This window comes from Streptomyces sp. UC4497 (assembly GCF_054871485.1).
In genome coordinates this window covers 16,091-38,861 of record NZ_JBTYHB010000010.1, presented here as the reverse complement: position 1 = coordinate 38,861, position 22,771 = coordinate 16,091, and the positions used below count along the sequence as shown (strand labels likewise).

Genomic DNA, 22,771 nt, shown 5'->3' with positions numbered 1-22,771 from the left:
GCGGTGATCACCGAAGGTACGTCGCTCACTCGGTGGCGATGGCCCGCAGCACGTCCAGGCGTGCCGCCCTGCGGGCGGGGCGCAGGCCCGCGAGGGCGCCGGCCGCGAGCCCGACGAGGGCCACGACCGCCAACTGGACCGGCGGCAGCGCGAACGCGAAGGCGCTGTCGCTCGCCCCGTCGGACGCCTTCACCAGCACCCAGCCGAGGAACCCGCCGAGCACGAGCCCGCCGGCCGTGCCGAACGCGGCGACGAGCACCGACTCCCAGCGGACCATCGCCCGCAGCTGCCCGCGGGTCTGGCCGACGGCGCGCAGCAGCCCCAGCTCCCGGGTCCGTTCGTGCAGCGCCAGGGTGAGGGTGTTGGCGATGCCGAGCAGGGCGATGACGACGGCCAGGGCCAGCAGCGCGTAGACGAGCGTGAGCATCATGTCGATGCCGGACGCGGAGGACTGCGCGTACGCGTCGCGGGTCTGCACATCCGGATTGCCGTACGCCGCCGCGACCTTCTCGACCGCCTTCGTGCCGTCGGCCGCCGGGACGCCGTCCTTGAAGGTGACGGAGACCAGCCTGTCGGCGTCCTGCGTACGGTGCGGAGCCCAGGCCTCGCGCGAGATCACGTAGTCGCCTGCGAGCTCGGAGCGGCCGAAGACGGCGCGGACCGTGAAGGGTTCCTTCTTGCCGTCGGTGAAGGCGAGCCGTGCCGTGTCGCCGACCGCGAGGTGCTGCTTGTCGGCCTCGGTGCGGGTGATCGCGATGCCGTTCTTCCCCAGGTCGCCCATCGAGCCGCTGACCGTGCCGAGGTCGAACGACTTCGCGAGCGCGGCCGGGTCGGCGACGGTGAGCGCGCGCCCCTTGCCCTCGACGTCGGCGACGCCGCTGCCGAGGCCGACCGCCGTGGCCACCTCGGGCCGCTCGGCGATCGCGGGTGCCAGTTTCGGGCTGAGGCCGCTGCCGCCGGCGCCGAAGGACGGGGTGGAGACGGCGACGTCGCCCGCGAAGGAACGGTTCACGGTCTGGTCCATGGTCGCCTTCAGCGAGGCGCCGAAGACGGTGAACAGGGAGACCACCGCGACGCCGATCATCAGGGCGCTCGCCGTGGCGGCGGTGCGCTTCGGGCTGCGCAAGGCGTTGCGCCTCGCGAGCCCGCCGGTGACGCCGCGCAGCCGGTCGAGCGGCGCGCCCAGGGCCCGTACGGCGGACGTGGACGCGACGGGACCGAGCACGACGAACGACGCGAGCACTAGCACGGCGCCGACGCCCGCGAGGGTGATCGACGGGGACACCAGGACGCCTACGAGGGTCACCGCGATCGCGGCGGCGCCCAGCACACCACCGATGACGGCGCGGTGCCGCGAGGCACCGGAGTCGTCGACGGCGCTCTCGCGCAGGGCGGCCAGCGGCGCGGTGCGACCGGCACGCAGGGCGGGCAGCAGCGCCGAGCCGACGCACACCACGATGCCGACGGCCAGCGGCAGCAGCATGGACAGCGGGCTGATCACCAAGTCCCCTTCGGGGAACGGGAATCCGATGGCGGGGAACAGCGCCTGGAGTCCGGCCGCGATGCCGATCCCGCCCGCGAGTCCGGCGGCCGAGGCCACCACGGCGACGGCGGACGCCTCCACGAGGGTCGCCGCCGCGATCTGTCGACGGGCCGCGCCGAGCGCCCTCAACAGGGCGTTCTCGCGGGCGCGTTGGGCCACGACGATGGCGAAGGTGTTGTGGATGGAGAAGGTCGCGACGAGCAGCGCGACGCCGGAGAACACGAGGAGGAAGGTCGTGAACAGGGTGAGGAACTGGCCGGAGATCATGTCGGTGTTCTCCTGCGCCGACTCGTCACCGGTGATCGCCTCAACTCCCTTGGGGAGCTTGGCCGTCAGGCTCTCGACGAGCTCCTGCTGGCTGACTCCGGGCCCCGCCCGCACCTGGATGGTGGACGCCTCCTCCGGCTTCGGGGTGAGGTACTTCTCGGCGTCGGCGCGGGTCATGCCGGTGAAGGTGGTCTGCGCCATGCCGTCCTCGCCGCCGAAGGTGGCCAGGCCCACGATGGTGACCTTCACGGGATCGGGCGTGCGCAGCGTCGTCGTGTCACCGACCTTCAGGTCGCCTGTTTTCGCGGCGCCCCGGTTGATGACGACCTCGCCGCTCTTGCGCGGAGTGCGGCCGTCGGCGAGCTGGTACGCGTTGAGCTCGGGGTCGTCGATCCAGTTCCCGGCGAGGGTGGGCGGGCCCTGACCGCCGATGGGTTCGCCGTGGGCGTCGACGAGTTGGCCCGCGCCCTGGATGTTCGGCGCCGCGGCGGCGACGCCCGGCACCTGCGCCAGGTCGTCGGCGAGCGAGGCGGCCACCGGGCGGCGAGTGCCCTGACTCTCGCCGGGGGTGGTGATGACGTTGCCGGAGCGCACGACGGCGTCGGTGCCGCTGCTGGCGCCCGCGAACATCGAGTCGAAGCTCGCGCGCAGGGTGTCACCCATGACGAGGGTGCCGGCGAGGAACGCGACGCCCAGCAGGACCGCGCTGAACGTTCCGGCGAACCGCCGCTTGTGGGCGCGCAGCGAGGTGCGGCTGAGGCGGACGGAGGCGTTCATGACGGTTCGCCTCCAGCCGTTGACGTGGTGCCGTCGATTGATGTGGTGCCGTCGAATGGCGTGGGGCCGTCGAACTCCGTCGGCGCGGGCCCGTCGAACGCCTTCATCCGGTCGAGGACCCGGTCCGCGGTCGGCCGTTCCATCCGGTCGACGAGGCGGCCGTCCGCGAGGAAGACGACCTCGTCGGCGTGGGCCGCGGCGACCGGGTCGTGGGTGACCATGACGACCGCGCGCGAGGACTGCCGGGCCGTGTCGCCGAGGAGGCGGAGCACCTCACCGCCGGAGCGGGAGTCGAGGTTGCCGGTGGGTTCGTCGGCGAAGACGACGTCGGGCCGGCCCGCGAACGCCCTTGCCACGGCGACGCGTTGCTGCTGCCCGCCGGAGAGTTCGGCGGGCCGGTGGTGCAGCCGGTCGCCCAGTCCTACGACGTCGATGAGCGCGTCGAGCCACTCGCGGTCGGGGCGTTCGCCCGCCAGGTCGATCGGCAGCGTGATGTTCTCGGCGACGTTCAGCGTCGGGACGAGGTTGAACGCCTGGAACACGAACCCGACGCGGTCGCGCCGCAGCAGGGTGAGGCGGCGGTCGTCGAGCGAGCCGAGGTCGGTGTCACCGATGTACGCGGCCCCCTCGGTGAGGGTGTCGAGGCCCGCCGCGCAGTGCATCAGGGTCGACTTCCCGGAGCCGGACGGGCCCATGATCGCGGTGAACCGTCCGGCCCGGAAGCCGACGCTCACGCCGTCGAGGGCACGGACGGCGGTGTCCCCGGAGCCGTACACCTTGACGGCGTTGTCGACGCGGGCCGCGAGGGCGGTGGGGGTGAGCGTCGTGGCGGCGGTGGTCATGACGCGCCGCCCTTCGTCTTGCCGTCGACGCCGTACTGTCCGTACTCGCCGTAGTGGCTGTCGTGGCCGAACTCCTCGTTCAGGACGGTGAGTCGGCGCCAGTACTCGTCCTCGTCGATCTCGCCCGCGGCGAAGCGCCGGCCGAGCACGGCGATCGGCGAGTTCTCGGCGAAGCGGGGGACGACGGGGCGCCACGGTCCGCGCCGGCCGCGCCAGACGGTGCGGCGCAGCAGGGTGACGACACCGACGACGACGGCCGCCCAGATCAGCGGGAAGAACAGGATCCAGGGGCCGGGGCCGGGGCCGTTGCCGGGGCCGAATTCCGCGAGGGTCTGCATCCGACTCATCTCCTCTTGTCGGTGGCGCCGGGGCGGTGTGCCGGGCGTCCACTTGTGGTGATGACTCGAGCGTCCCGCCGGGAGGGGGTCCGGGTCGTCGTACGGCCAGCGGCACTGTGCGTACCTCCGCGGGAGTACGTGAGGGGGGCGGGGCTGCTTCCTGCCGCCCGGTCGACCCTGATGTGTGTCAGGGGCAGGGTCAGGGGCGGCTCCGGGGCGGCCCCCATGTGGGCGGGGCCTCCCTGGCCGGAGGATCGGAGTGTGCCCACACCGAGACGAGACACCCTCTGCCGACGCTTGAAGTTCACCGGCCACAGCCATCTGCTGGCCCCCGCGGTGTGGACCACCGTGGTCGTGGCCATGATGGCGGCGCTGCTGGCGCCCCGGGACACCGACCCGGGGCTCAGCCCGATGTCCCTCACCGTCAGCGACTTCGCGGCGCTCGACCGCGGCGGACCGATCGAGACCGCCATGGCCTCGCTCGGCCTCGTCTCGCTGCTGCTCCTCGTGGTGGCGAGGAAGCGGCTCCCGCCGATGCGCGGACTGCCGTCCGTGCTGCTGGCGATCTGGGGTGCGGGGCTCGTGCTCGCGGCCGTGGTGCCGACGGATCCGCTCACCACGCAGCTGACCGGGTCGGCGTATGTGCACCGGTACGCGTCCGTCGCGGCGTTCGCGGCGCTGCCGGCGGCCGGGCTCATCCTGGCCGGGCGGCTCGGCAAGGCAGCGGGGCGGACCGCGTGGTGGTTGCGCGTACTGTCCCTGCTCGCGGTGGCCGGGGCCGGGGTGATGGCGTACTCGGCGGGGCCGGGCGGCCGGGAGTTGATCGGTCTGGTGGAGCGGGTGATGCTCGGGTGCGAGGTGGTCATGATCGGGGTGCTCGGCCTGTACGTTCAGCGCCTCGCACGCGGGGGCAGCGAGCGTGCCAGACTGGCGCCATGAGCAAGGCGGAGACCACGGACGAGTACATCGAGGGCTTCGGCGGTCAGGGCCGCGAACTGCTGGAGCAGGTACGCGCCTTGGCCCACGAGGCGGTCCCCGAGGCGGCCGAGGCCATCAAGTGGGGGTCCCCGGCGTGGATCCACCCGTCGGGGACGATCCTCTTCATGGTGAACGGCTACACGAAGCACGCGAATGTCGTCTTCACCCCCAGCACCCGTGAGGCGTTCGACGCCGACCTCGCCGGCTTCAGCACCGGCAAGGGCTCGGTGAAACTCCCGTACGGCCGGCCCGTGCCCGGTGACCTGCTGCGGCGGATGATCGCGCACAGGGTGCGGGAGCACGAGGTCGAGGGTGTGCTGTGGATGTAACTCGGGCGTGACTCACGTGCGTCGCACCTGAGCCGCACCTGAGTCACGTCCTCCCCTGCCATTGATTCTGTAACTACTGGTATGTACGGTGACACCATGGCCACCACCCAGGAGCGACTGATCGAGACCACCCGTGAGCTCCTGTGGGAGCGCGGCTACGTGGGCACCAGCCCGAAGGCGATCCTGCAGCGCGCGGGTGTCGGCCAGGGCAGCATGTACCACCACTTCACCGGGAAGCAGGACCTGGCGCTCGCCGCGATACGGCGCACCGGGGCCGAGATGCGGACCACGGTCGACCGGGTGCTCGGCGGCGGGGGCTCGGCGTACGAGCGGATAGCGGCGTATCTGCTCCGCGAGCGCGATGTGCTGCGCGGCTGCCCCGTCGGGCGGCTGACGATGGACCCCGACGTGATCACCAGCGACGACCTGCGGGCGCCGGTCGACGAGACGATCGCGTACGTCGAGAGCCGCCTCGCCGACGTCGTCCAAGAGGGCGTGGAGAGCGGCGAGTTGGCAGCCCATCTGGTGCCGCGCGAGATAGCGGCGACGATCGTGGCCACCGTGCAGGGCGGTTACGTCCTGGCGCGGGCGTCGGGCAACACGACGGCGTTCGACACGGGCGTACGCGGCCTGCTCGCACTCCTCTCCCCCGCCGCATCCGCAACCCCGACCCCCACCGCCGACCACTGAGGACGCGCTCCATGCACGCGATGCAGTACGAGATCACGGTGCCCGCCGATTACGACATGAACATCATCCGCAGGCGCGTGGAGACCAAGGGTCACGCGCTCGACGACTTCCCCGGCCTCGGCGTCAAGGCGTATCTGATGCGAGAGCGCGGCGTGGACGGCTCGCCGGTGAACCAGTACGCCCCGTTCTACCTGTGGAACGCGCCGACCGGCATGAACGCCTTCCTCTGGGGGCCCGGATTCCAGGGCATCGTCGCCGACTTCGGGCGCCCCGTCGTCCAGCACTGGACGGGCATCGCGTACGAGGAGGGGGTCGCGGCCACGGCGCGAGCGCGGACGGCCGTGCGGCAGCGGACACCGATCGAGGCGGGCGCCGACCTCCCGAAACTGACCGCGGAGGCAGTAGAGGGCGCCACGCAACTCGCCCAGGAACACGGGGTGTTGTTCGCGGCGTCGGCCATCGACCCCCGCACCTGGGAGCTGCTGACCTTCTCGGCGTGGGAGCACGACACCCCCAAGGCCCCCGGCGACCGCTACCAGGTCCTGCACCTCTCCCAGCCCGAACGCGACACCCTGCCGCGCGGACGGCAGTGGTGAGCGGCGCCGTCCGCGGCGTCCAGGGCGACCTGGATCCGGGACAGTTGGGCATCGTCGACGCACACGACCACCTCTTCTTCCGCAGCCCCGTGCTGCCGGGGCAGGAGCTGGACGACGCCGGGCTCGCCCGCCAGGAGCTGGAGGCGTACGCGGCCGTGGGCGGCGGCACCGTCGTGCAGTGGACGCCGTACGGGCTCGGCCGGCACGCGGCGGAGCTGCCCGCGCTCGCCGCGGCGACCGGGGTGCACATCGTGGCAGCCACCGGCATGCACCAAGCGGCCCACTACGCCGAGGAGTTGCTGGCCGAGCGGCGCGACGACCTCGCCGAGGTCTTCGTGCGCGAGCTCACGGAGGGCATCGCGGACAGCACCGTACGCGCCGGCCTGATCAAGGTCGCCGGCGGCTTCCACACCCTCGACGCGCACGCCCGGTGGACGATGGCGGCCGCCGCCGAGGCGCACCACGCGACCGGGGCGCCGATCGCCGTCCACCTGGAGCTGGGCACGGGCGCACTGGACGTACTCGACCTGCTCTGCGAGGAGTTGGAGGTGCCCGCGCACCGCGTCATCCTCGGCCACCTCAACCGCTCCCCCGACTTCGTGACCCATCGGGAGGCCGCGGACTCGGGCGCGTACCTTGCCTTCGACGGCCCGTCGCGGACGAACCACGCCACGGACTGGCGGATGCCGGATGCCCTCGCGGCCCTGTCCGACGCGGGCCACGCGGACCGCCTCCTGCTCGGCGGCGACACCACGACCGCCGGAGCCCGCTCGGTGACCGGCGGCCCCGGCATGCCGTACCTGCTGCGCCGGGTGCGCCCGCGCCTCGAAGCGGTCCTGGGCGAGGGGGCGGTGGAGCGGATCCTGGTCGACAATCCGGCGCAGGCGTTCTCGGTCGAGTGGAGATGAGGCCGGGAGGCGATGAGGCGGCGAGGCCGAGAGGAGGCTCGTACGCGGACGATGCCCGCCACGTATTGCACTGGGCGATCCAAAACAGGTAGCGTTCCCGCATGGCCCGACCGAGGATGTTCGACGAGGAGCGGGCCCTGGACGCGGCGATGCACGCCTTCTGGGAGCACGGCTATGAAGCCACTTCCACGCAGGATCTGTGCACCGCCACCGGTCTTGGGCGCAGCAGCATCTACAACACGTTCGCCAGCAAGCACGACCTATTCACGCGCTCGCTGACCCGTTACATCGAGCGGATGACGGCGAACCAGATGGAGATCCTGGAGGACGCGGAGAAGTCGCCGCTCGACCGGATCCGTACGTTGTTCGCGATGACGGTCGACACCGAGGCCGGGACCCGCAAGGACGGCCACAGCAGGGGCTGCCTCACCGTGAACACCACCGTGGAGTTCGCGGGGCGCGACCCCGAGTCGGCGCGTCTGGTCGAGCGGGATCTCAACATCCGGCTCGCCGCCCTGCGGTCGGTGATCGCGGCCGGACAGACCGACGGTTCGATCACCTCGAAGCGGCCACCGGAAGAGCTGGCACGCTTCCTCAACACCGTGATCGGCGGGATGCGCGTCTCGGGACAAGGGGGCGCCGACCGCACCACCCTCGAGGCCACGGCACACATCGCTCTGGACGCCCTCACCGGCTGAACTCCCCGCCCCCGTACCGTAGTTGCATCCCGATTGAGCGCCCCACCGCGCTCAGCCATGCCCCGATTTTGTACTGCTCCATCCAAAACAAACGTTTCCCGGAGGTACACCCATGCCACGCGCCGTATACGTGCTGGCCCTCGGCATCTTCGCCATGGTCACGAGCGAGTTCGTCGTCGCCGGTCTGATGCCGCAGATGGCGGACGGGCTTGACGCGACGATCCCGCAGATCGGGTATCTGATCACCGCCTTCGCGGCGGCCATGGCGTTCGGCGGGCCGTTCCTGACCGTCGCTCTCCTGAAGGTCCCTCAAAAGCGCGCGCTGATGGTGTTGTTCGCGGTGTTCCTCGCCGGCAACGTACTGGCCGCGACCGCGTCGACGTACGCAGCAATGCTGGTGGCGCGGATCGTCACCGGCGTCGCCTCGCAGGCCTTCTTCGGTATCGGCCTCGCGATGTGCGCGCGGCTCACCCGGCCCGAAGTGCGCGGCCGCGCCGTCTCCGTGGCGCTCAACGGGCTGATGCTCGGCACGCTGCTCGGGCTTCCGCTGGCCACGTTCATCGGTGACCGGCTCGGCTGGCGCGCCGCGTTCTGGGTGATCTCGGGGATCGCGGTGCTCGCCGCGGCGGCGACGCTCGTCGGGGTGCCGGACGTACCGAAGGAGGCGGGGGCCGGTCAACTGCGGGCGGAATTCGGGGTGTTCCGGTCCGCGCGGCTGTGGTTCACGCTGTCGACCAGCACGCTCGTGATCGGCGCGACGTTCGCGGCGTTCAGCTACCTGGGCCCGATCCTCACCGAGATCTCCGGGTTCGGCGCGGGCACCGTGCCGCTCCTGCTGGTCGCCTACGGGGCGGCCACCGTCATCGGCAACACGGTGACGGGGCGTCTCGCCGACCGGCACACCCTGACCGTGTTGCTGGCCGGGCTCGCCCTCAACTCCCTTTTCCTCCTGGGGTTCGCGCTGTTCGCCCAGGTGAGTGCCACGGCCGTGGTGTGCATGCTGGGCATCGGTCTGGTGGGTGTCACCATGAACCCGGCGATGGTGGTGCGCGTGCAGCGCAGGGGGAACGCGGGGGCGCTGGTGAACACCGTGCACTCCTCGTTCATCACGCTCGGCATCGTCATCGCCACCTCGGTGGGCGGTGTCGTCATCGACGCGTACGGGCTGCGGGCGCCGCTGTGGGTCGGTCTGGCGCTCGCGGTCGCCGGGATCGCCTCGCTCGTGCCGGATCTGATGGCGCGCAGGGACCAGGCGGCGAAGGCGCGGGAGCCGGTCGGGGAGCCCATCGAGGAGCCCGTCGGGGAGCCGGGCATGGAGGCCGTCTGCGTCACCCCCCGCTGAGCGCCCCCAGGGGATCGTCGAGGACCGGCTGCCAGGCCAGTTCCGCCGCGCCCACCAGGCTGTTGTGGTCCAGCGTCGACGCCAGGATCGGGACGCTGCCGCTGCGGCCCCACAGGCTGCGGTCCGCCACGACGGCCCGGAGGCGCTCGGGGTCGGCGTCGAGGAGGGTGCGGTGGAGGCCGCCGAGGACGATGCGGTCCGGGTTGAGGATGTTGACCAGGCCGGCGAGGCCGAGGCCGAGGCGGTCGATGAGGAGGGCGGTCGCCGCGCGGACGTCCGGGTCGTCCTTCGCCTCGGTCAGCAGGCCGCGGGCCTGTTCCAGGAGTGAGCCGCCGGGGTCGGGGGCGCGGCCCGCCGCCGTGAGGAAGGCGAGCGGGTCGGCCTCGACGTCCAGGCAGCCGCGGCTCCCGCAGTGGCAGGGGCGCCCTTCGGGGTTCACCGTGAGGTGGCCGACCTCCAGGGCGAGGCCCGAACTGCCGGTGTGCAGATGCCCGTCGAGGACGAGCGCCCCGCCGACGCCACGGTGCCCGGTCGCCACCAGCAGCAGGTCGCGCGCGCCACGTCCCGCGCCGTGCCGGTGCTCGGCGAGCGCCCCCAGGTTCACATCGTTGGCCGCGAACGCCGGGATGCCCAGGCCCGCTTCCCGTACGCAGTCGGTGAAGATCTGCCGCACCGGCGCGCCCACCGGCCAGGCCAGGTGGAGGGGGTTGAGGGCGGTGCCGTCGGGTTCGGCGACCGCGGAGGGGACAGCAAGGCCCGCGCCGACGCAACGTCGCCCGGTGGCATCGAGGAGCCGGACGCCCGCCTCCACCACCGACCGCAGTACGTCCGCCGGGTCCGGGTCGATGATCTCGCAGCCCGGCGTGGTGGCGACGATGCCGCCGCCGAGGCCGACGAGCGCCGCCCGGTAGCCGTCGGAGTGGACCTGTGCCGCCAGCGCGACCGGTCCTTCGTCGGCGACGGAGAGGCGGTGCGAGGGGCGGCCCTGGGAGCCGGACGCCGCGCTCGGCTTCGCGTCGATGCGGATGAGGCCGAGCGCCTCCAGCTCCGCGGCGACGGCGCCCGCGGTCGCGCGGGTCACACCGAGCTCGGCGGTCAGCACGGCGCGGGTGGGAGCCCGCCCGGTGTGGACGAGTTCGAGCGCGGGACCAAGCGCGCTGCGCCCCCGCTCCAGACGCGGTGGCCGCCCGGCCGTGTCGCCCGCCGTATGGCCCCCGGTCCCGGAGGCCGCCTTGCCGCCGCCCATCAGCAACTCCTCGCCCTGATCACGCTCAGGAATGTTAGCCGGTGAACGCCCCGCGGCCGATCCGTGCGCGCACCCCGTCTACAAGCCGCTGACCCGCAACGTGACGTTGAGCCGCCCCCTCAGGCCGAGCCCGGGCGGCGCCGTCCCCGGCTCGGTCCTCGGCACCCCGTGATACGCGAACCGTGATTCGCCACCGAACACGAACAGATCCCCGCTGCGCAGCTCGACGTCGGTGTACGGCTTCGTACGCGTCTCGGTGTTGCCGAACCGGAAGACGCAGGTGTCACCGAGACTGAGGGACACGACCGGCGCGGTCGACTTCTCGTCACGGTCCTTGTGCATGCCCATGTGGGCGTCGGTGTCGTAGTAGTTGATCAGGGCGATGTCGTACGTCTCCTGCGGCGCCTCACCGTAGGCGGCGGTGACCGCGCGCCGGCCGAGCGCGGCCAACTCCTCCGGCATCGGCTTCACGGGCGCCCCGTCGCCGTCGACGACCGTGCGCGCGTACCCGTACGGGAACCAGTGCCAGCCGAGGCCGAACTGCCGGACCGACATGCGGCCGCCACCGGGTGTGGTCACTTCTCTGAGCCCGGCGGGTGGCCTCGCCCACGCACGGCACTGTTCGAGCAGCGCCCGCTGCTCCTCGGGGGCGAGCCAGTCCGGCACGTGCACGGCGCCCGGAGCGACGGTTCGGCGCGCACGGGCAAACAGCTCACTCATACGTCCAGGCTATGCCGGTCCCCCGGTGGTCCGACGGGCGCGATTGGCCGTCACGCCCGCCGTCAATCAGAAGTTCTTCCCATTCCGGGGCCCTTGGCACGGTGCCAGCGTCGTTGCCATGACGTTCTACCGACCAAAACCACGACTGGAACCAGAACCGGCACGGCGGACGGCCCGCCCCGACTCGGATGTGGATCCCCGGCTGCACGCCAGGGGTTCGGCCCATGAGCCCTCCAGCGCTCCCGCCGAGCCTCGCCCGGGGAGCATCCACGCTCGCGGCGGGGCGCAGTCCTCGTTCGAAACACGCGAGGAGACCCCGTACAAGGAGACGCCGCGCCCGGCACCGCCCGAGGAGACGTCTCGCCAGGACCTGCGGGAGGCTCCGGCCGCCGACTACGCGGAGTTCGGCTGCGAGGTGAACACCCTCGCCCCGGACCGCCTCCTCGACCACTACGCGCGGTCGCGGCTCCTCTACTCCGAGAAGGCGGCGCGGCTGGAGCCCTTCCTGCCGTTGGTCCTGGAGAACTGGGAGCGGGCCGCCGCGGCGGGCAGTTCACTGCTGCGGGTGGTGCTCCGTCGCACGCCCGACGACGGTCTCGCCTCGATGGCGACGTGGCGCTGCACCTGGACCTGCTGGCACGCCCAGCACCTGGTCGGCTCAGGGCCGCCGGAGGCGGTGCGGGCGGTGATTCTGGCGAGCCAGAAGACGACGATGCGCGAGGGGCGTTTCGGCGCCGTCCAGATGTGGTTCCGGCCCGACCACCCTTATATGGGGCGGGTGTTCGGGACCCTGGAGGAATGGATGCCGCCCGGCACCGGCTCCGTCGAGTCCGGCGACTACCTGATGGTGCCTCTGCCGGTCGCACGTTCCCTCGCGGACCCGGAGGACCACGACGCGTCGACGTCCGAATGGGACGGCGACGGGGCATGTGCCGAACTCGCCGCCTTGGCCGTCCGCACACGCGGTGCCCTGTACGCACGGGCGGAGGAACTGTGGACGGACGACCTCCTGCTGACGGCGCTGGACTCCCTGTACCGCACGGTCGGACTGCGACGACGGCGCCGGATCTGGTTGCATCCGGATGAGCGGGGGCGGTTGTCGGGCGCGGCCCTCGCCCACGAAGGGCCGCTGGGGCTCAACCTGTCCCTCTTGGAGAACCGCCTCGACCTGCTCGTCGATCCCGGCCTGGACGCGGCGCGGGCCGAGCGGGTGGTCCGCAGGCTTCTGCCCCGGGCGTGCGAGGCCTACGAGTCGTTCCCGCTCGGTGCGATCCCGGTGGCGACCGACGCCAGGACGGGCCGGTTCCTGCGGGAGGCCGGGGCCGAGCCGGTCGCCCGGTACTCCCGGGCGATCTGGCTCGCCGAGGGATATGCCGACTTCTACCGGCACATCGACGAGCTGTACGGCCGACGAGGGGACGGGGCCGCACCGGACCGGAGGGCCGGCCCGTGACGGGCCACGACCTCACGCAAGGTCCGCGCGTGACGGGCCACTACCTCATGGAGGACCCCCGCGAGGCCGCCCGGCTGGAGGCGAAGGTGGACGCCCGGCGATGGGTGCGGACGCACCTGCCGCACGTCATGTCGCCGCGGGCGACGGTACTCGACGTGGGCGCGGGCCCCGGGCACGTGGCCACCGCCGTCCTGCGGCGGTGGCCGGCGGCGAAGGTGGTCGCCGCCGATGTCAGCGCCGGACGGCTGGCCAGCGGGATACGCGAGGCCGGGACTCCGGTGCCCTGGCGCTGCTGCGCGGACGCCTGCCGACTCCCCTTCGCCACCGGCTCGTTCGACGTGGTCTACAGCCGGTTGCTGCTCCAGTACGTCGGGCGCCGCGGCGCGGCAATCGCCGAGATGGCACGCGTCACCCGCCGTGGCGGGGCAGTCGTGCTGTTCGACCTCGACGGTCAGCTCGTCTGGCACGACCCTGTCCCCGCGGAGCTCGGCGCGCTGCTCGCCCGCGTCGCACCCGCGCTGCGTGCGGCCGGCTTCGATGCCCATGCGGGACGCGCGCTGTACCGGCTGGCGCGGGCGGCCGGGCTTCGCGAGCTCGCCGTCCGGGTGGAGCCCTATCACCTGATCGCGGGGCGAGTGGCGCAGGGCGAACGGGCCCACTGGGAACTGAAGTTGGACATCGCCCGCCCGTTCCTCGCGCACGCCCTGGGGTCATCCGCCGAAGCGGACCGGGCCGTCGCGGTCTTCCTGGAGTTCCTCGACGCCGAGGACACCCTGAGCTATTCCGTCGCCTTCACCGTCACCGGGCGCCTCCCCTGACACGCCGTCACGGCCGGCGCGCCCTGGAGGGGAGCCCGCGCCGGCCGCCCGGATCGGTAGAAGGGATCAGGCGGGCAGGGCCAAGCTGTACCCATGAGGGATCTGTCGGTACGGGACTACGAGCAGATGCTCGACCTCGCTGCCGCCGTGTACGGCGACCCCGGCCCCGGCCCGTCCTGGCCGCAGCTGCTCACCGAGCTCGGTACCTGCCTGAACGGCGACATCAGCGTGCTGGCCGCCCTGCGCTGGGACGCCGGCACCGGGCGGATGATCGCCGGGCATCCGGACTGGCTCGGCGGTCGGCCGATGAACACCCTCATCACCAGGCACATGCGTGCCCATCCCCTCATGCGGCTGTTCGCCGCCGGACACAGCGGCCCGTTGACGCTCGACGACGTGGCCGACGCGGAGTGGTGGCACAGTGACGCGCACCGGGCCGGCCGCGAGACCATCGGTGTCACCCGCCAGCTCGCGGTGCCGCTGCGGGCCCCGCCGGGAGTCGTGCGCACGCTGGTGATCGGGCGGGCCGGCTCGGACTTCGGCGAGCGGGACCGCGCCGTCGCGCGACGCCTGCAGCCGCTGCTGACCGGGCTCGAGGCACTGCGCCGCGCCATGCCGGACGCGGGCCCGACAGCAGCACCGGAGCAGCGGGCCGCCGCGTACGGCATCACTCCTCGCGAGCTGACGGTGCTCGCTCTGCTGGCGCGCGGTCTCACGGCGGAGGCCACCGCCCGAAGACTGGACATCACCGTGCACACGGTGCTCAAGCATCGCGAACACCTCTACCGCAAGCTCGGCTCCCACGACCGCCTCACCACGGTGCTGCTGGCCCAGGAACTGGGCCTGCTGCCGACGCGGGAGGACGCTCCGCCGACGCCGTGACGAGGGCGCGCGCCTGACCTGTCAGTACGGCCGAAGCTTCCCCTTGTCCGCCCCCTTTCCCGGCCGCGCCGCCGTGTTCTTCGGGTACGACACGTGGTCCGGGTCACCGTCGGACGTGTAGCGCGCGAGTTTCCCCGCGGACAGTTGGTCGAGCCAGTGTGTGGAGCTGTAGTTGGCGTCCTTGCCCTTCGCGGGGGCCGAGCGGATGCGGGGGATCGCGGCCGGGTCGAAGGAGTCCGCGTACGGGGAGGGGGCCGGGTTCGCGCCGACGAGGTAGACGCCCCGGTTCTTGTACGCCGTGCCGGCGGCGCTGCCGGTCAGGGCGAGGTCGGCGGGCTCGGACTGGGCGCCGTACGGGAGGGCGAGGGAGCGGACGGTCGTGCCGGGGACGTCGCGCACGATGGAGCGCTGGCCCTCGGCGATCTGGTGGCGGACCTCGGCGGCGTCGCTCTGCGCGAGGTTGGCGTGGTCGAGGGTGTGGTTGCCGATCTCGAAACCGTTCTTCTTCAGCCAGGTCAGGGCCTTCTTCTGGCCGGTTGCGGCGAAGGCGTCGCCGTTCACGAAGAGGGTGGCGCGGGCCTTGAAGCGCGGGTGCTCGCGGGCGACGGCGCGCAGCACGCCGACCGCGCAGTCGTCGGCGGGTTCGCCGTCGGCGCCGAGGCGGAGCTGGCTGTCGGTGGAGTCGTCGAAGGTGAGGACGACCGGGTGGGCGCCGGCCGGGATGTCGATCCTCCCCGTCTCGTACTCGCCCGCGGTCACGGGCACGTACCCCTCGCGCACCAGGCGTTCCAGCTCCGCGCGGAGGTCCTTGGGTGTCCGGTCGTACGCGCTCTTCGGGTGCTCGAGGATCTGGTGGTACATGAGCACCGGCACGGCGCCCAGTTCGTTGGCACGCACCTTTTCCGGCGCCGGAGGTTTGGCCGGTTTCGCTGCCCCGGACGTGTGTCCTGAGCCCGGGGAGTGGGAATCCTGCCGGTCACCGGCGGACTGCGGAGACTTGGCTCCGTCATCCGGCGCATCGCTCCCGGTACCACCGCAGGAGACCGCGGCCATCGCAAGGACCAGAGCAGATACGGCAGTTGTGCCGGAACGGTGAACACGAGGCAGACGAAGAAGACGAGGACGACGAGGTAGACGTAGTAGACCACGACGCACGAGACCTCCTGGAGGATCTGCTGATGCGGCTCGACTGGAAGAACTGGCTCCGCTCCCCCACCTCCCGCTCATCCGGTTCCGTTTCCGACCCTGCGGCCAGTGCTTCCCCGGCGGGCTTCCCGCGCAGACGGCCGGTCATCCTCGTGTGCGTACTGCTCGCACTGGTTCTCGCCATAGGCGGCACACTCTCGCTACGCGCCGCACACGGAACCACCCTGAGCCTCGTGGGCCTGCCCAACGACGGCAAGCTGGGCGCGCGGCTCCTGCACACGGGGAAGTTCGAGGTCACCGGCGCCGAGGGCGACGAACTCAAGGGCACCAAGGTCACCCTCGACGGCAAGCCCCTGCGGACGCGGGCCGCGCACGGCAGCACCGGCACCCTCTCCGTCGGCCTGGGTGACATCAAGGACGGCACACACGAACTGCGTGTCACCCAGCCCGGTTCCTGGCCCACCGGTGACACCGAGGTCGTCCGAAAACTGACGGTCGACACCGAGGCACCCCGCCTCAAGGTGGCCGACACCAAGGCGGACGGCTTCCGCGAGCCCGTCACGGTCAAGGGCACGGCGGCCGGCGCGCGGCGAATAACCGTCGCGGGGCACGCCGCGAAGCCCGCGAAGGACGGCGCCTTCGCCGTCCGGCTCCCGCGTCCACCGGGACGTACGACGGTGACCGCGACGGACGCCGCGGGCAACACCGCCCGCCAGGACGCCGAACTCACCGTGCATCGGCCGGTGTTGAAGGCCGTGCACGTCAGCGCCCAGGGCTGGGCCTCCGACGCGCTGCGCAATCCAGTCATGAAGATGCTGAAGCAGAAGAAGATCAACGCCGTGCAGCTCGACATCAAGGACGAGCTCGGCGAGGTCGGTTACGCCTCGAAGGTGCCACTGGCGAAGAGCGTCGGCGCCGCCAAGGGGTACTACGACGCGAAGAAGGCCGTCAAGGAGATCCACGCCGCGGGCGGCACTGTCGTCGGCCGCATCGTCGCCTTCCGTGACCCGATCCTCGCCACCAAGTCCTGGAAGTCCGGGCACCGCGACCGTGTGGTGCGGACCCCGGGCGGGGGCGCCTACAACGGCGGCAGCTACGGCCAGTTGTCGTTCACCAACTTCGCGAACGAGGAAGTGCGGCAGTACAACATCGACCTGGCCGCGGAGGCCGCGAAGCTGGGCTTCGACGACATCCTCTACGACTACATCCGCCGCCCCGACGGCCCGATCCGCAAGATGTCCTTCCCGGGCCTCGGTGACACCACGCCCGAGCGGTCCGTCGCCGATGTCGTCGGCGAGACCCGTGCCGCCGTCCGCAAGCACAACGCGTTCCTCGGTGTCTCGGTGTTCGGCATCGCCGTCGACCGGCCGAAGGAGATCGCCCAGGACGTCGGCCTGCTCGCGCAGGAGGCCGACTACATCGCGCCGATGATCTACCCCTCGCACTGGGCCGAGGGCGAGTACGGCGTCTCCGACCCCAACTCCCACCCGTACCCGATCACCAAGCGCTCCCTGGCCGCCTTCGCGAAGAAGACCCGGCACACCGACGCGCAGATCGTCCCCTGGATCCAGGACTTCTCCCTCGGCGTCTCCTACGGCGACAAGGAGGTCCGCGCCCAACTCGACGCGGCCCGCTCCGACGGGATCGAGGGGTTCCTGCTGTGGAACCCGGGGGTGCGGTACCACGCGGGGGCGTTGGACTGAGACACGGGCGGTGCGATCAGCCGCGCACCGCCCTGTTCAGCTCGCTCCCCTCAACCGCGCACCACCCCGATCAACTCGCTCACGGTGCGCACCATCGCCTCGCGCGCCACCTTGAGGTATTTGCGTGGGTCGACCGCTTCCGGGTGCGCGGTGAGGAACTCGCGGATGGCGGATGTCATCGCGATGTTCAGGGCCGTCCCCACGTTGACCTTGGCGATGCCGCCGCGGACCGCCGCCGCCAGCTCGTCGTCCGGCACGCCGGACGAGCCGTGCAGGACGAGCGGCACGTCGAGGCCGCCGGCGAGCCGTTTGAGCAGGTCGTGGTCGAGTGTGGCGGTGCGGGTGGTCATCGCGTGCGAGGAGCCGACCGCGACGGCGAGCGCGTCGACGCCCGTGTCGGTGACGTAGGCGCGGGCCTCGCCGGGGTCGGTGCGGGCGCCGGGGGCGTGCGCGTCCAGGGGTGCGGCGCCGTCCTTGCCGCCGACCTGGCCCAACTCCGCTTCCACCCATAGGCCGTTGGCGTGTCCCCAGTCGGCGGCGGCGCGCGTCGCGGCGAGGTTCTCGTCGTAGGGCAGCCGCGCGGCGTCGTACATCACCGAACCGAACCCGGCGTCGGCGGCCTGCCGCAGCAGGTCGTCGCTCTGTACGTGGTCCAGGTGCAGGCCCACGTCGACGCGCGCGGACTCGGCCGCCGCGACCGCGGCGCGGGCCAGCGGCAGGAGCCGGCCGTAGCGGTAGCGCACGGCGTTCTCGCTGATCTGGAGGATGACGGGCGCGTCCACCGCCTCGGCGCCCGCGACGACCGCCTCGATGTGTTCGAGGGTGATCACGTTGAACGCGGCCACGGCGCCGCGCCGGGCCGCCGCCGCGCCGACGAGGGTCCCTGTTGCTGCGAGGGGCACTGCCTCTCCCTTCTCAAGTCCTGTACGGGGGAGGTCAGTTGGCGTCGAGGATCACCGAGCGGGTGAGGTGGCGCGGGCGGTCGGGGTCGAGCTCCCTGCGGGCCGCGACGGCGACCGCGAGGCGCTGGGCGCGGACCAGTTCCGCCAGCGGGTCGAGGCCGCCCTCGATCCAGAGCCCGCCGGTCGCGGCGACCTGCGCGGCGAGGCCCTCGGGCGCCTCGCCGAGCATCCACGTCGCGGTGCCGGAGGTGGTGATACTGATGGGGCCGTGGCGGTACTCCATCGCCGGGTACGCCTCGGTCCACGACAGGGACGCCTCGCGCATCTTGAGCGCCGCCTCGTTCGCGAGGCCGACCGTCCAGCCGCGGCCGAGGAAGGTGAACTGCTCGCAGTCCACGAGGTCTTCGGGCAGCGGCTCGGCGAGCGCCGTGCGCGCGTCGGCGACCGCCTGCTCGGAGTGCAGGCCGAAGTGGGCGCGCAGGAGCGTCAGGGCGGTGGTGGCGAAACGGGTCTGGACGACCGACTGCTCGTCGGCGAAGTCGAGGACGACCAGGTCGTCCGCGGCGTCCGCGATCGGGGTGGCCGGGTCGCCGGTGATCGCCGTGGTGCGGGCCCTGCCCCGGTGGGCGGCGAGGAGGTCGAGGACCTCGGTGGTGGTGCCGGACCGGGTCAGCGCGATCACGTGGTCGTAGGAGCGTCCGGCCGGGAACTCCGACGCGGCGAACGCGTCGGTCTCGCCCTGTCCCGCCTGCTCGCGCAGCGCGGCGGCGGCCTGCGCCATGAACCACGAGGTGCCGCAGCCGACGATCGCCACCCGCTCCCCCGCGGCGGGCAGCGCCGCCTTGTGCCGGGTGGCGAGCCCGGCGGCCCGCGTCCAGCACTCCGGCTGGCTGTTCAGTTCGTGTCCGACGTGGCTTTCCTTGTGGCCCGTCCGGCCCTGGTCGTCGCTCATGCCGTGCCCCCACTCCGCGGTTGGTCACGCCTCTGGGGCGCGCTCACTGGATGCGTGTTCTTGCAAGATATAGCGAGCTTTCGCGCACAATCAAGCATTCGTGCGCATGCCAGTTAAGGTCGTGCCACCGAATGCGCCACCGCACGCACCACCGAACCGAACGACGAGTTGGAGCCGCCGATGTCCCGCGACGCCCGCTGGAAGTCCCTCCTGGAACTGCTCGTCGAGCGCGGGCGCCTGGACGTGGAGGACGCGGCGAGCGAGCTCGGCGTCTCCGCCGCGACCATCCGCCGCGACTTCGACGGGCTCGCCGAGCAGCAGATGCTGGTGCGCACCCGCGGCGGCGCCGTCGTGCACGGCGTGAGCTATGAACTCCCGTTGCGCTACAAGTCCGCGCTCGGCGCCGCTGAGAAGCAGCGCATCGCGAAGGCCGTCGCCGAACTCGTCACCCCCGGAGAGGCGGTCGGCCTCACCGGCGGCACGACCACGACGGAGGTGGCGCGGGCGCTCGCCGTCCGACCCGACCTCGCGTCCGGGACGCCCGCCCTGACGATCGTCACGAACGCGCTCAACATCGCCAACGAGCTCGCGGTGCGGCCCCAGTTCAAGATCGTGCTCACGGGTGGGGTCGCGCGCCCGCAGTCGTACGAGTTGATCGGCCCGCTCGCCGACGGTGTGCTCGGCCAGGTCACGCTCGACACGGCGGTGCTCGGCGTCGTCGGCCTCGACGTCACACACGGGGCGTCCGCGCACGACGAGGCGGAGGCGGCGATCAACCGGATGCTGTGCGAGCGGGCGGAGCGCGTGGTGGTCGCGGCCGACTCCAGCAAGCTGGGCCACCGGGCGTTCGCCCGGATCTGCGACGTGGCGCAGGTCGACATCCTCGTCACGGACACGGCGGCGGACAAGGAGACCCTCGGCCGGTTCGAGGAGGCGGGCGTGCGGGTGCTCACGGTGTAGCCCTCACACGCCTGCGGGCGCTCACCGTGTGACCCGCACACGCCTGCAGGCGCTCACCGTGTAACCCGCACACATCTGCGGGCGACCCCCTTGTTCGGCAACGGAGTCCCGCTCTAGTCTGACTTTGTGCCGCTACTGAACAAACTCGGGACCGTCAACGCCGACGACCCCCGCGCCGCGTCCCTGGCCCGCCTGCGCCTGGCCCTCACCGCGTTCTTCGCGCTCGACGGCTTCGTCTTCGCCGGCTGGGTGGTGCGCATCCCCGCCGTCAAGGCACAGACCGGGGCGTCCGCGAGCGCCCTCGGCCTCGCGCTGCTCGGTGTCTCGGCCGGCGCCGTCATCACGATGATGCTGACCGGGCGGCTGTGCCGGCGCTTCGGCTCGCACGCGGTGACCGTCGCATGCGGCGTGCTGCTCCCGCTGACCGTGATCCTGCCGCCGCTCACCCACTCACCCCTCGCGCTCGGCCTCGTCCTGCTGGCGTTCGGGGCGGCGTACGGCGGCATCAACGTGGCGATGAACAGCGCCGCCGTCGACCTGGTCGGCGCCCTCGGCAGGCCGATCATGCCCAGCTTCCACGCCGCGTTCAGCCTCGGCGGCATGATCGGCTCGGGCCTCGGCGGACTGGTGGCGGCACATCTGACACCCACCAAGCACCTGATGGCGATCGCCGTGATCGGCCTGGCCGTCACCGCGTGCGCCGCCCCGACCCTGTTGCGCCACCCGGCACCGGGCCCCGTGGACCGTACGCCCGCCACCGAGGCTCCCCGCACCGGCAGCCGTATCGACGGCCGCACCCGCCTGCTCGTCCTGGTCTGCGGCCTCATCGCGCTGTGCACGGCGTACGGCGAGGGGGCGCTGGCCGACTGGAGCGCGCTGCACATGGAGCAGGACCTGCACGCCCACCCGGGCATCGCGGCGGCCAGCTACTCGTGCTTCGCGTTCGCCATGACGATCGGCCGACTCACGGGCACGACCCTGCTTGAACGGCTGGGCAGGACACGGACGTTGGTGGCCGGCGGCCTGACCGGTGCGGTCGGCATGCTGCTCGGTTCGCTGGCGCCCACGGTGTGGCTCGCGCTCATCGGTTTCGCGATCACCGGGATCGGCCTCGCGAACCTCTTCCCCGTCGCGATCGAACGGGCCGGGGCGCTCGCCGGGCCCACGGGCGTCGCGGCCGCGTCCACGCTCGGCTACGGCGGCATGCTGCTCGGGCCGCCCGCCATCGGCTTCATGGCGGACTGGTTCTCGCTGTCCGCGGCCCTGACGAGCGTGGCGGTGCTCGCCGCGGTGGCGGCCACGATCGGCTTCGCGACGCGGCGCGTGGCGACGACGTAGACCACGTAATGGAATTGGCTTGCGTGGGCGCACAGTTGTAGCGGCAGACTCCGCGTATGCAGATTGCCGAACATATTCGAATCGTCGACGACGAGGGCCGGTTGCTGGCCGCGGCCGCCGAGGAGGCGGGCGTCGACGCCAAGGTGTCGACGTGCCCCGGCTGGCAGGTGCGCGATCTTCTACGTCACCAGGGTGCGGTGCACCGTTGGGCCAACTCGTACGTGGCGGAGGGACTACAGGAGCGCCACCCCCTGGAGGACCGCTCCGACCTGGACGGCGACGCCCTGCTCGACTGGTACCGCGAGGGACACCGGCAGCTGGTCGACACCCTCACCGACGCCCGTACCGATGTGGACTGTTGGGCCTTCCTGCCCGCACCCTCGCCGCTGGCGTTCTGGGCGCGGCGCCAGGCGCACGAGACGACGGTGCACCGGGTGGACGCGCAGTCGGCCCTGAACACCACCCTCAGCGGCGAACCCGACCCGCTCACCCCGGAGTTCGCGGTCGACGGGATCGACGAGCTGCTCATCGGTTTCCACGCCCGCAAGCGCAGCCGGGTGCGCTCGGACGTTCCCAGGACCCTGCGCGTACGGGCCACGGACGCGGGCGCGGACGCCGTGTGGACGGTACGCATCACGCAGGATCCGCCGGCCGCCGAACGCGGTGCCACGGACGAGGCGGAGTGCGAACTCGCCGGTCCCGCGGCGCGGTTGTACCTGGCGCTGTGGAACCGGCTGCCGTTCCCGGACGTGAGCGGGGACCCGGCGCTCGCCGCGCTCTGGCGGGAGCACTCGGGGATCTGACCTCCTGGAGGACCTCCGCATCGCGGTCAGTGACCCGGCTGGTGCCGCGCCGTCCCGTCCTCCCGGGATCGGCGCTGCGCCAGCCGGCCGACGACTGCGGCGACCGCACCGAGGACCAAGGCGATGCCGCCGCCCACGACACCGTTCCCGGTGCCGGGTCCGCCGTCGGCGAGCGCCAGGTTCAGCGCACCGACGACCACGGCGACGAGCCCCGCGAACTGGGCCGCGAGGGCCGCCTGCCGCTCGTGGCCGCCGACGCGGCGGGCCAGGGCGAGACCACCGACGAGCACGCCGATCAGCCCGATCCCCGCGGCGGACGTGGCCCACACGCGGTCGGCGGTCAGGGTGGTGGAGTCGACCTCGGCCGCCTGGGCGGAGACGAGCAAGGACTGCACTGACATCAGGCCTGACATGGGATCCTCCTTCGTCTTCGGTGTCGCTTGAATTGCTGGTCTCTTGAGTTGGTGGTCTCTCGAGTCGGTACTCAGAGCATGTCGCCGGGCCCCGGCCCCGTCGTCCGGCAGCCGCAGACTCTTCGCG

The 22,771-nt window shown here is 72.2% G+C and carries 23 protein-coding genes; 14 read left to right on the top strand and 9 right to left on the bottom strand.

The genetic code is table 11. From position 1 onward, the window contains the following. Positions 1-25: 25 nt before the first annotated feature. The 3 genes from ACYSUO_RS16080 to ACYSUO_RS16070 are packed head-to-tail and all read right to left on the bottom strand — an operon-like array spanning position 26 to position 3,767. Complete coding sequence (locus ACYSUO_RS16080; RefSeq protein ID WP_461776782.1) at positions 26-2,587, bottom strand: ABC transporter permease; 2,562 nt, start codon at positions 2,585-2,587, stop codon at positions 26-28. Continuing rightward, positions 2,584-3,429 carry an ABC transporter ATP-binding protein gene (locus ACYSUO_RS16075; RefSeq protein WP_461776781.1) on the bottom strand — a complete coding sequence of 282 codons (846 nt, stop codon included), beginning with the start codon at positions 3,427-3,429 and terminating at the stop codon, positions 2,584-2,586. Before ACYSUO_RS16075 ends, ACYSUO_RS16080 begins: the two co-directional genes overlap by 4 nt. After that, a complete protein-coding gene (locus ACYSUO_RS16070) occupies positions 3,426-3,767 on the bottom strand; it encodes an SHOCT domain-containing protein (RefSeq protein ID WP_461776780.1) in 342 nt (113 codons plus the stop codon). The genes ACYSUO_RS16075 and ACYSUO_RS16070 overlap by 4 nt, the downstream gene beginning before the upstream one ends. A gap of 297 nt (positions 3,768-4,064) precedes the next feature. On the opposite strand from ACYSUO_RS16070, the gene ACYSUO_RS16065 reads away from it, so the two are divergent. From ACYSUO_RS16065 to ACYSUO_RS16035, 7 genes are all read left to right on the top strand, one after another. Next, complete coding sequence (locus ACYSUO_RS16065) at positions 4,065-4,706, top strand: DUF998 domain-containing protein (protein ID WP_461776778.1); 642 nt, start codon at positions 4,065-4,067, stop codon at positions 4,704-4,706. Next, positions 4,703-5,074: an iron chaperone gene (locus tag ACYSUO_RS16060; RefSeq protein WP_461776777.1), complete on the top strand. Its 372-nt coding sequence runs from the start codon at positions 4,703-4,705 to the stop codon at positions 5,072-5,074. Before ACYSUO_RS16065 ends, ACYSUO_RS16060 begins: the two co-directional genes overlap by 4 nt. Positions 5,075-5,155: 81 nt before the next feature. Continuing rightward, positions 5,156-5,764 carry a TetR family transcriptional regulator gene (locus ACYSUO_RS16055; protein WP_461776776.1) on the top strand — a complete coding sequence of 203 codons (609 nt, stop codon included), beginning with the start codon at positions 5,156-5,158 and terminating at the stop codon, positions 5,762-5,764. A gap of 11 nt (positions 5,765-5,775) precedes the next feature. Beyond that, positions 5,776-6,360 (top strand): DUF4865 family protein, encoded by a 585-nt coding sequence (locus ACYSUO_RS16050; protein WP_461776775.1) that lies wholly within the window; start codon positions 5,776-5,778, stop codon positions 6,358-6,360. Next, on the top strand, positions 6,354-7,268 hold the full coding sequence (locus tag ACYSUO_RS16045) for a phosphotriesterase family protein (RefSeq protein ID WP_461776774.1): 915 nt from the start codon (positions 6,354-6,356) through the stop codon (positions 7,266-7,268). The genes ACYSUO_RS16050 and ACYSUO_RS16045 overlap by 7 nt, the downstream gene beginning before the upstream one ends. 101 nt (positions 7,269-7,369) lie before the next feature. Continuing rightward, entirely contained in the window at positions 7,370-7,966 is a 597-nt protein-coding gene (locus tag ACYSUO_RS16040; protein ID WP_461776773.1) for a TetR/AcrR family transcriptional regulator, read from the top strand. Between the two features lie 112 nt (positions 7,967-8,078). Next, complete coding sequence (locus ACYSUO_RS16035; protein WP_461776772.1) at positions 8,079-9,308, top strand: MFS transporter; 1,230 nt, start codon at positions 8,079-8,081, stop codon at positions 9,306-9,308. On the opposite strand, the gene ACYSUO_RS16030 is transcribed toward ACYSUO_RS16035, so the two are convergent. Further along, entirely contained in the window at positions 9,295-10,554 is a 1,260-nt protein-coding gene (locus ACYSUO_RS16030; protein WP_328634402.1) for an ROK family protein, read from the bottom strand. The genes ACYSUO_RS16035 and ACYSUO_RS16030 overlap by 14 nt on opposite strands. Positions 10,555-10,632: 78 nt before the next feature. Further along, positions 10,633-11,274: an alpha-ketoglutarate-dependent dioxygenase AlkB family protein gene (locus ACYSUO_RS16025; RefSeq protein ID WP_461776771.1), complete on the bottom strand. Its 642-nt coding sequence runs from the start codon at positions 11,272-11,274 to the stop codon at positions 10,633-10,635. A 118-nt stretch (positions 11,275-11,392) separates the two neighbouring features. Here ACYSUO_RS16025 and ACYSUO_RS16020 point away from each other — a divergent pair, with 118 nt between their 5' ends. The 3 genes from ACYSUO_RS16020 (at position 11,393) to ACYSUO_RS16010 (ending at position 14,427) form a co-directional block, all read left to right on the top strand. Then, a complete protein-coding gene (locus ACYSUO_RS16020; RefSeq protein ID WP_461776769.1) occupies positions 11,393-12,727 on the top strand; it encodes a hypothetical protein in 1,335 nt (444 codons plus the stop codon). Next, positions 12,724-13,545 carry a methyltransferase domain-containing protein gene (locus ACYSUO_RS16015; protein WP_461776767.1) on the top strand — a complete coding sequence of 274 codons (822 nt, stop codon included), beginning with the start codon at positions 12,724-12,726 and terminating at the stop codon, positions 13,543-13,545. The genes ACYSUO_RS16020 and ACYSUO_RS16015 overlap by 4 nt, the downstream gene beginning before the upstream one ends. A 93-nt stretch (positions 13,546-13,638) precedes the next feature. Then, a complete protein-coding gene (locus tag ACYSUO_RS16010) occupies positions 13,639-14,427 on the top strand; it encodes a response regulator transcription factor (RefSeq protein ID WP_461776765.1) in 789 nt (262 codons plus the stop codon). Between the two features lie 21 nt (positions 14,428-14,448). Here the strand turns inward: ACYSUO_RS16010 and ACYSUO_RS16005 are convergent, their stop codons facing one another. Then, complete coding sequence (locus tag ACYSUO_RS16005) at positions 14,449-15,324, bottom strand: polysaccharide deacetylase family protein (protein WP_461776764.1); 876 nt, start codon at positions 15,322-15,324, stop codon at positions 14,449-14,451. Positions 15,325-15,605: 281 nt separating this feature from the next. Between ACYSUO_RS16005 and ACYSUO_RS16000 the strand changes: the two genes are divergently transcribed. Continuing rightward, positions 15,606-17,276 carry a putative glycoside hydrolase gene (locus tag ACYSUO_RS16000; protein ID WP_461776763.1) on the top strand — a complete coding sequence of 557 codons (1,671 nt, stop codon included), beginning with the start codon at positions 15,606-15,608 and terminating at the stop codon, positions 17,274-17,276. A gap of 50 nt (positions 17,277-17,326) precedes the next feature. Here ACYSUO_RS16000 and ACYSUO_RS15995 read toward each other — a convergent pair whose 3' ends face one another. Then, positions 17,327-18,178: a class II fructose-bisphosphate aldolase gene (locus ACYSUO_RS15995; protein WP_461776761.1), complete on the bottom strand. Its 852-nt coding sequence runs from the start codon at positions 18,176-18,178 to the stop codon at positions 17,327-17,329. A 34-nt stretch (positions 18,179-18,212) separates the two neighbouring features. Next, the gene (locus tag ACYSUO_RS15990; protein ID WP_461776760.1) at positions 18,213-19,130 is read right to left on the bottom strand and encodes an SIS domain-containing protein; all 918 of its coding nucleotides are present in this window, start codon (positions 19,128-19,130) and stop codon (positions 18,213-18,215) included. A 180-nt stretch (positions 19,131-19,310) separates the two neighbouring features. On the opposite strand from ACYSUO_RS15990, the gene ACYSUO_RS15985 reads away from it, so the two are divergent. From ACYSUO_RS15985 to ACYSUO_RS15975, 3 genes are all read left to right on the top strand, one after another. Further along, positions 19,311-20,090: a DeoR/GlpR family DNA-binding transcription regulator gene (locus tag ACYSUO_RS15985; protein ID WP_461776758.1), complete on the top strand. Its 780-nt coding sequence runs from the start codon at positions 19,311-19,313 to the stop codon at positions 20,088-20,090. 126 nt (positions 20,091-20,216) lie between these two features. Further along, positions 20,217-21,428 carry an MFS transporter gene (locus ACYSUO_RS15980; RefSeq protein WP_461776756.1) on the top strand — a complete coding sequence of 404 codons (1,212 nt, stop codon included), beginning with the start codon at positions 20,217-20,219 and terminating at the stop codon, positions 21,426-21,428. 56 nt (positions 21,429-21,484) lie between these two features. Further along, entirely contained in the window at positions 21,485-22,231 is a 747-nt protein-coding gene (locus ACYSUO_RS15975; protein ID WP_461776755.1) for a maleylpyruvate isomerase family mycothiol-dependent enzyme, read from the top strand. 26 nt (positions 22,232-22,257) lie between these two features. Here ACYSUO_RS15975 and ACYSUO_RS15970 read toward each other — a convergent pair whose 3' ends face one another. Then, entirely contained in the window at positions 22,258-22,644 is a 387-nt protein-coding gene (locus ACYSUO_RS15970; protein WP_461776754.1) for a DUF6223 family protein, read from the bottom strand. Between the last annotated feature and the right edge of the window lie 127 nt (positions 22,645-22,771).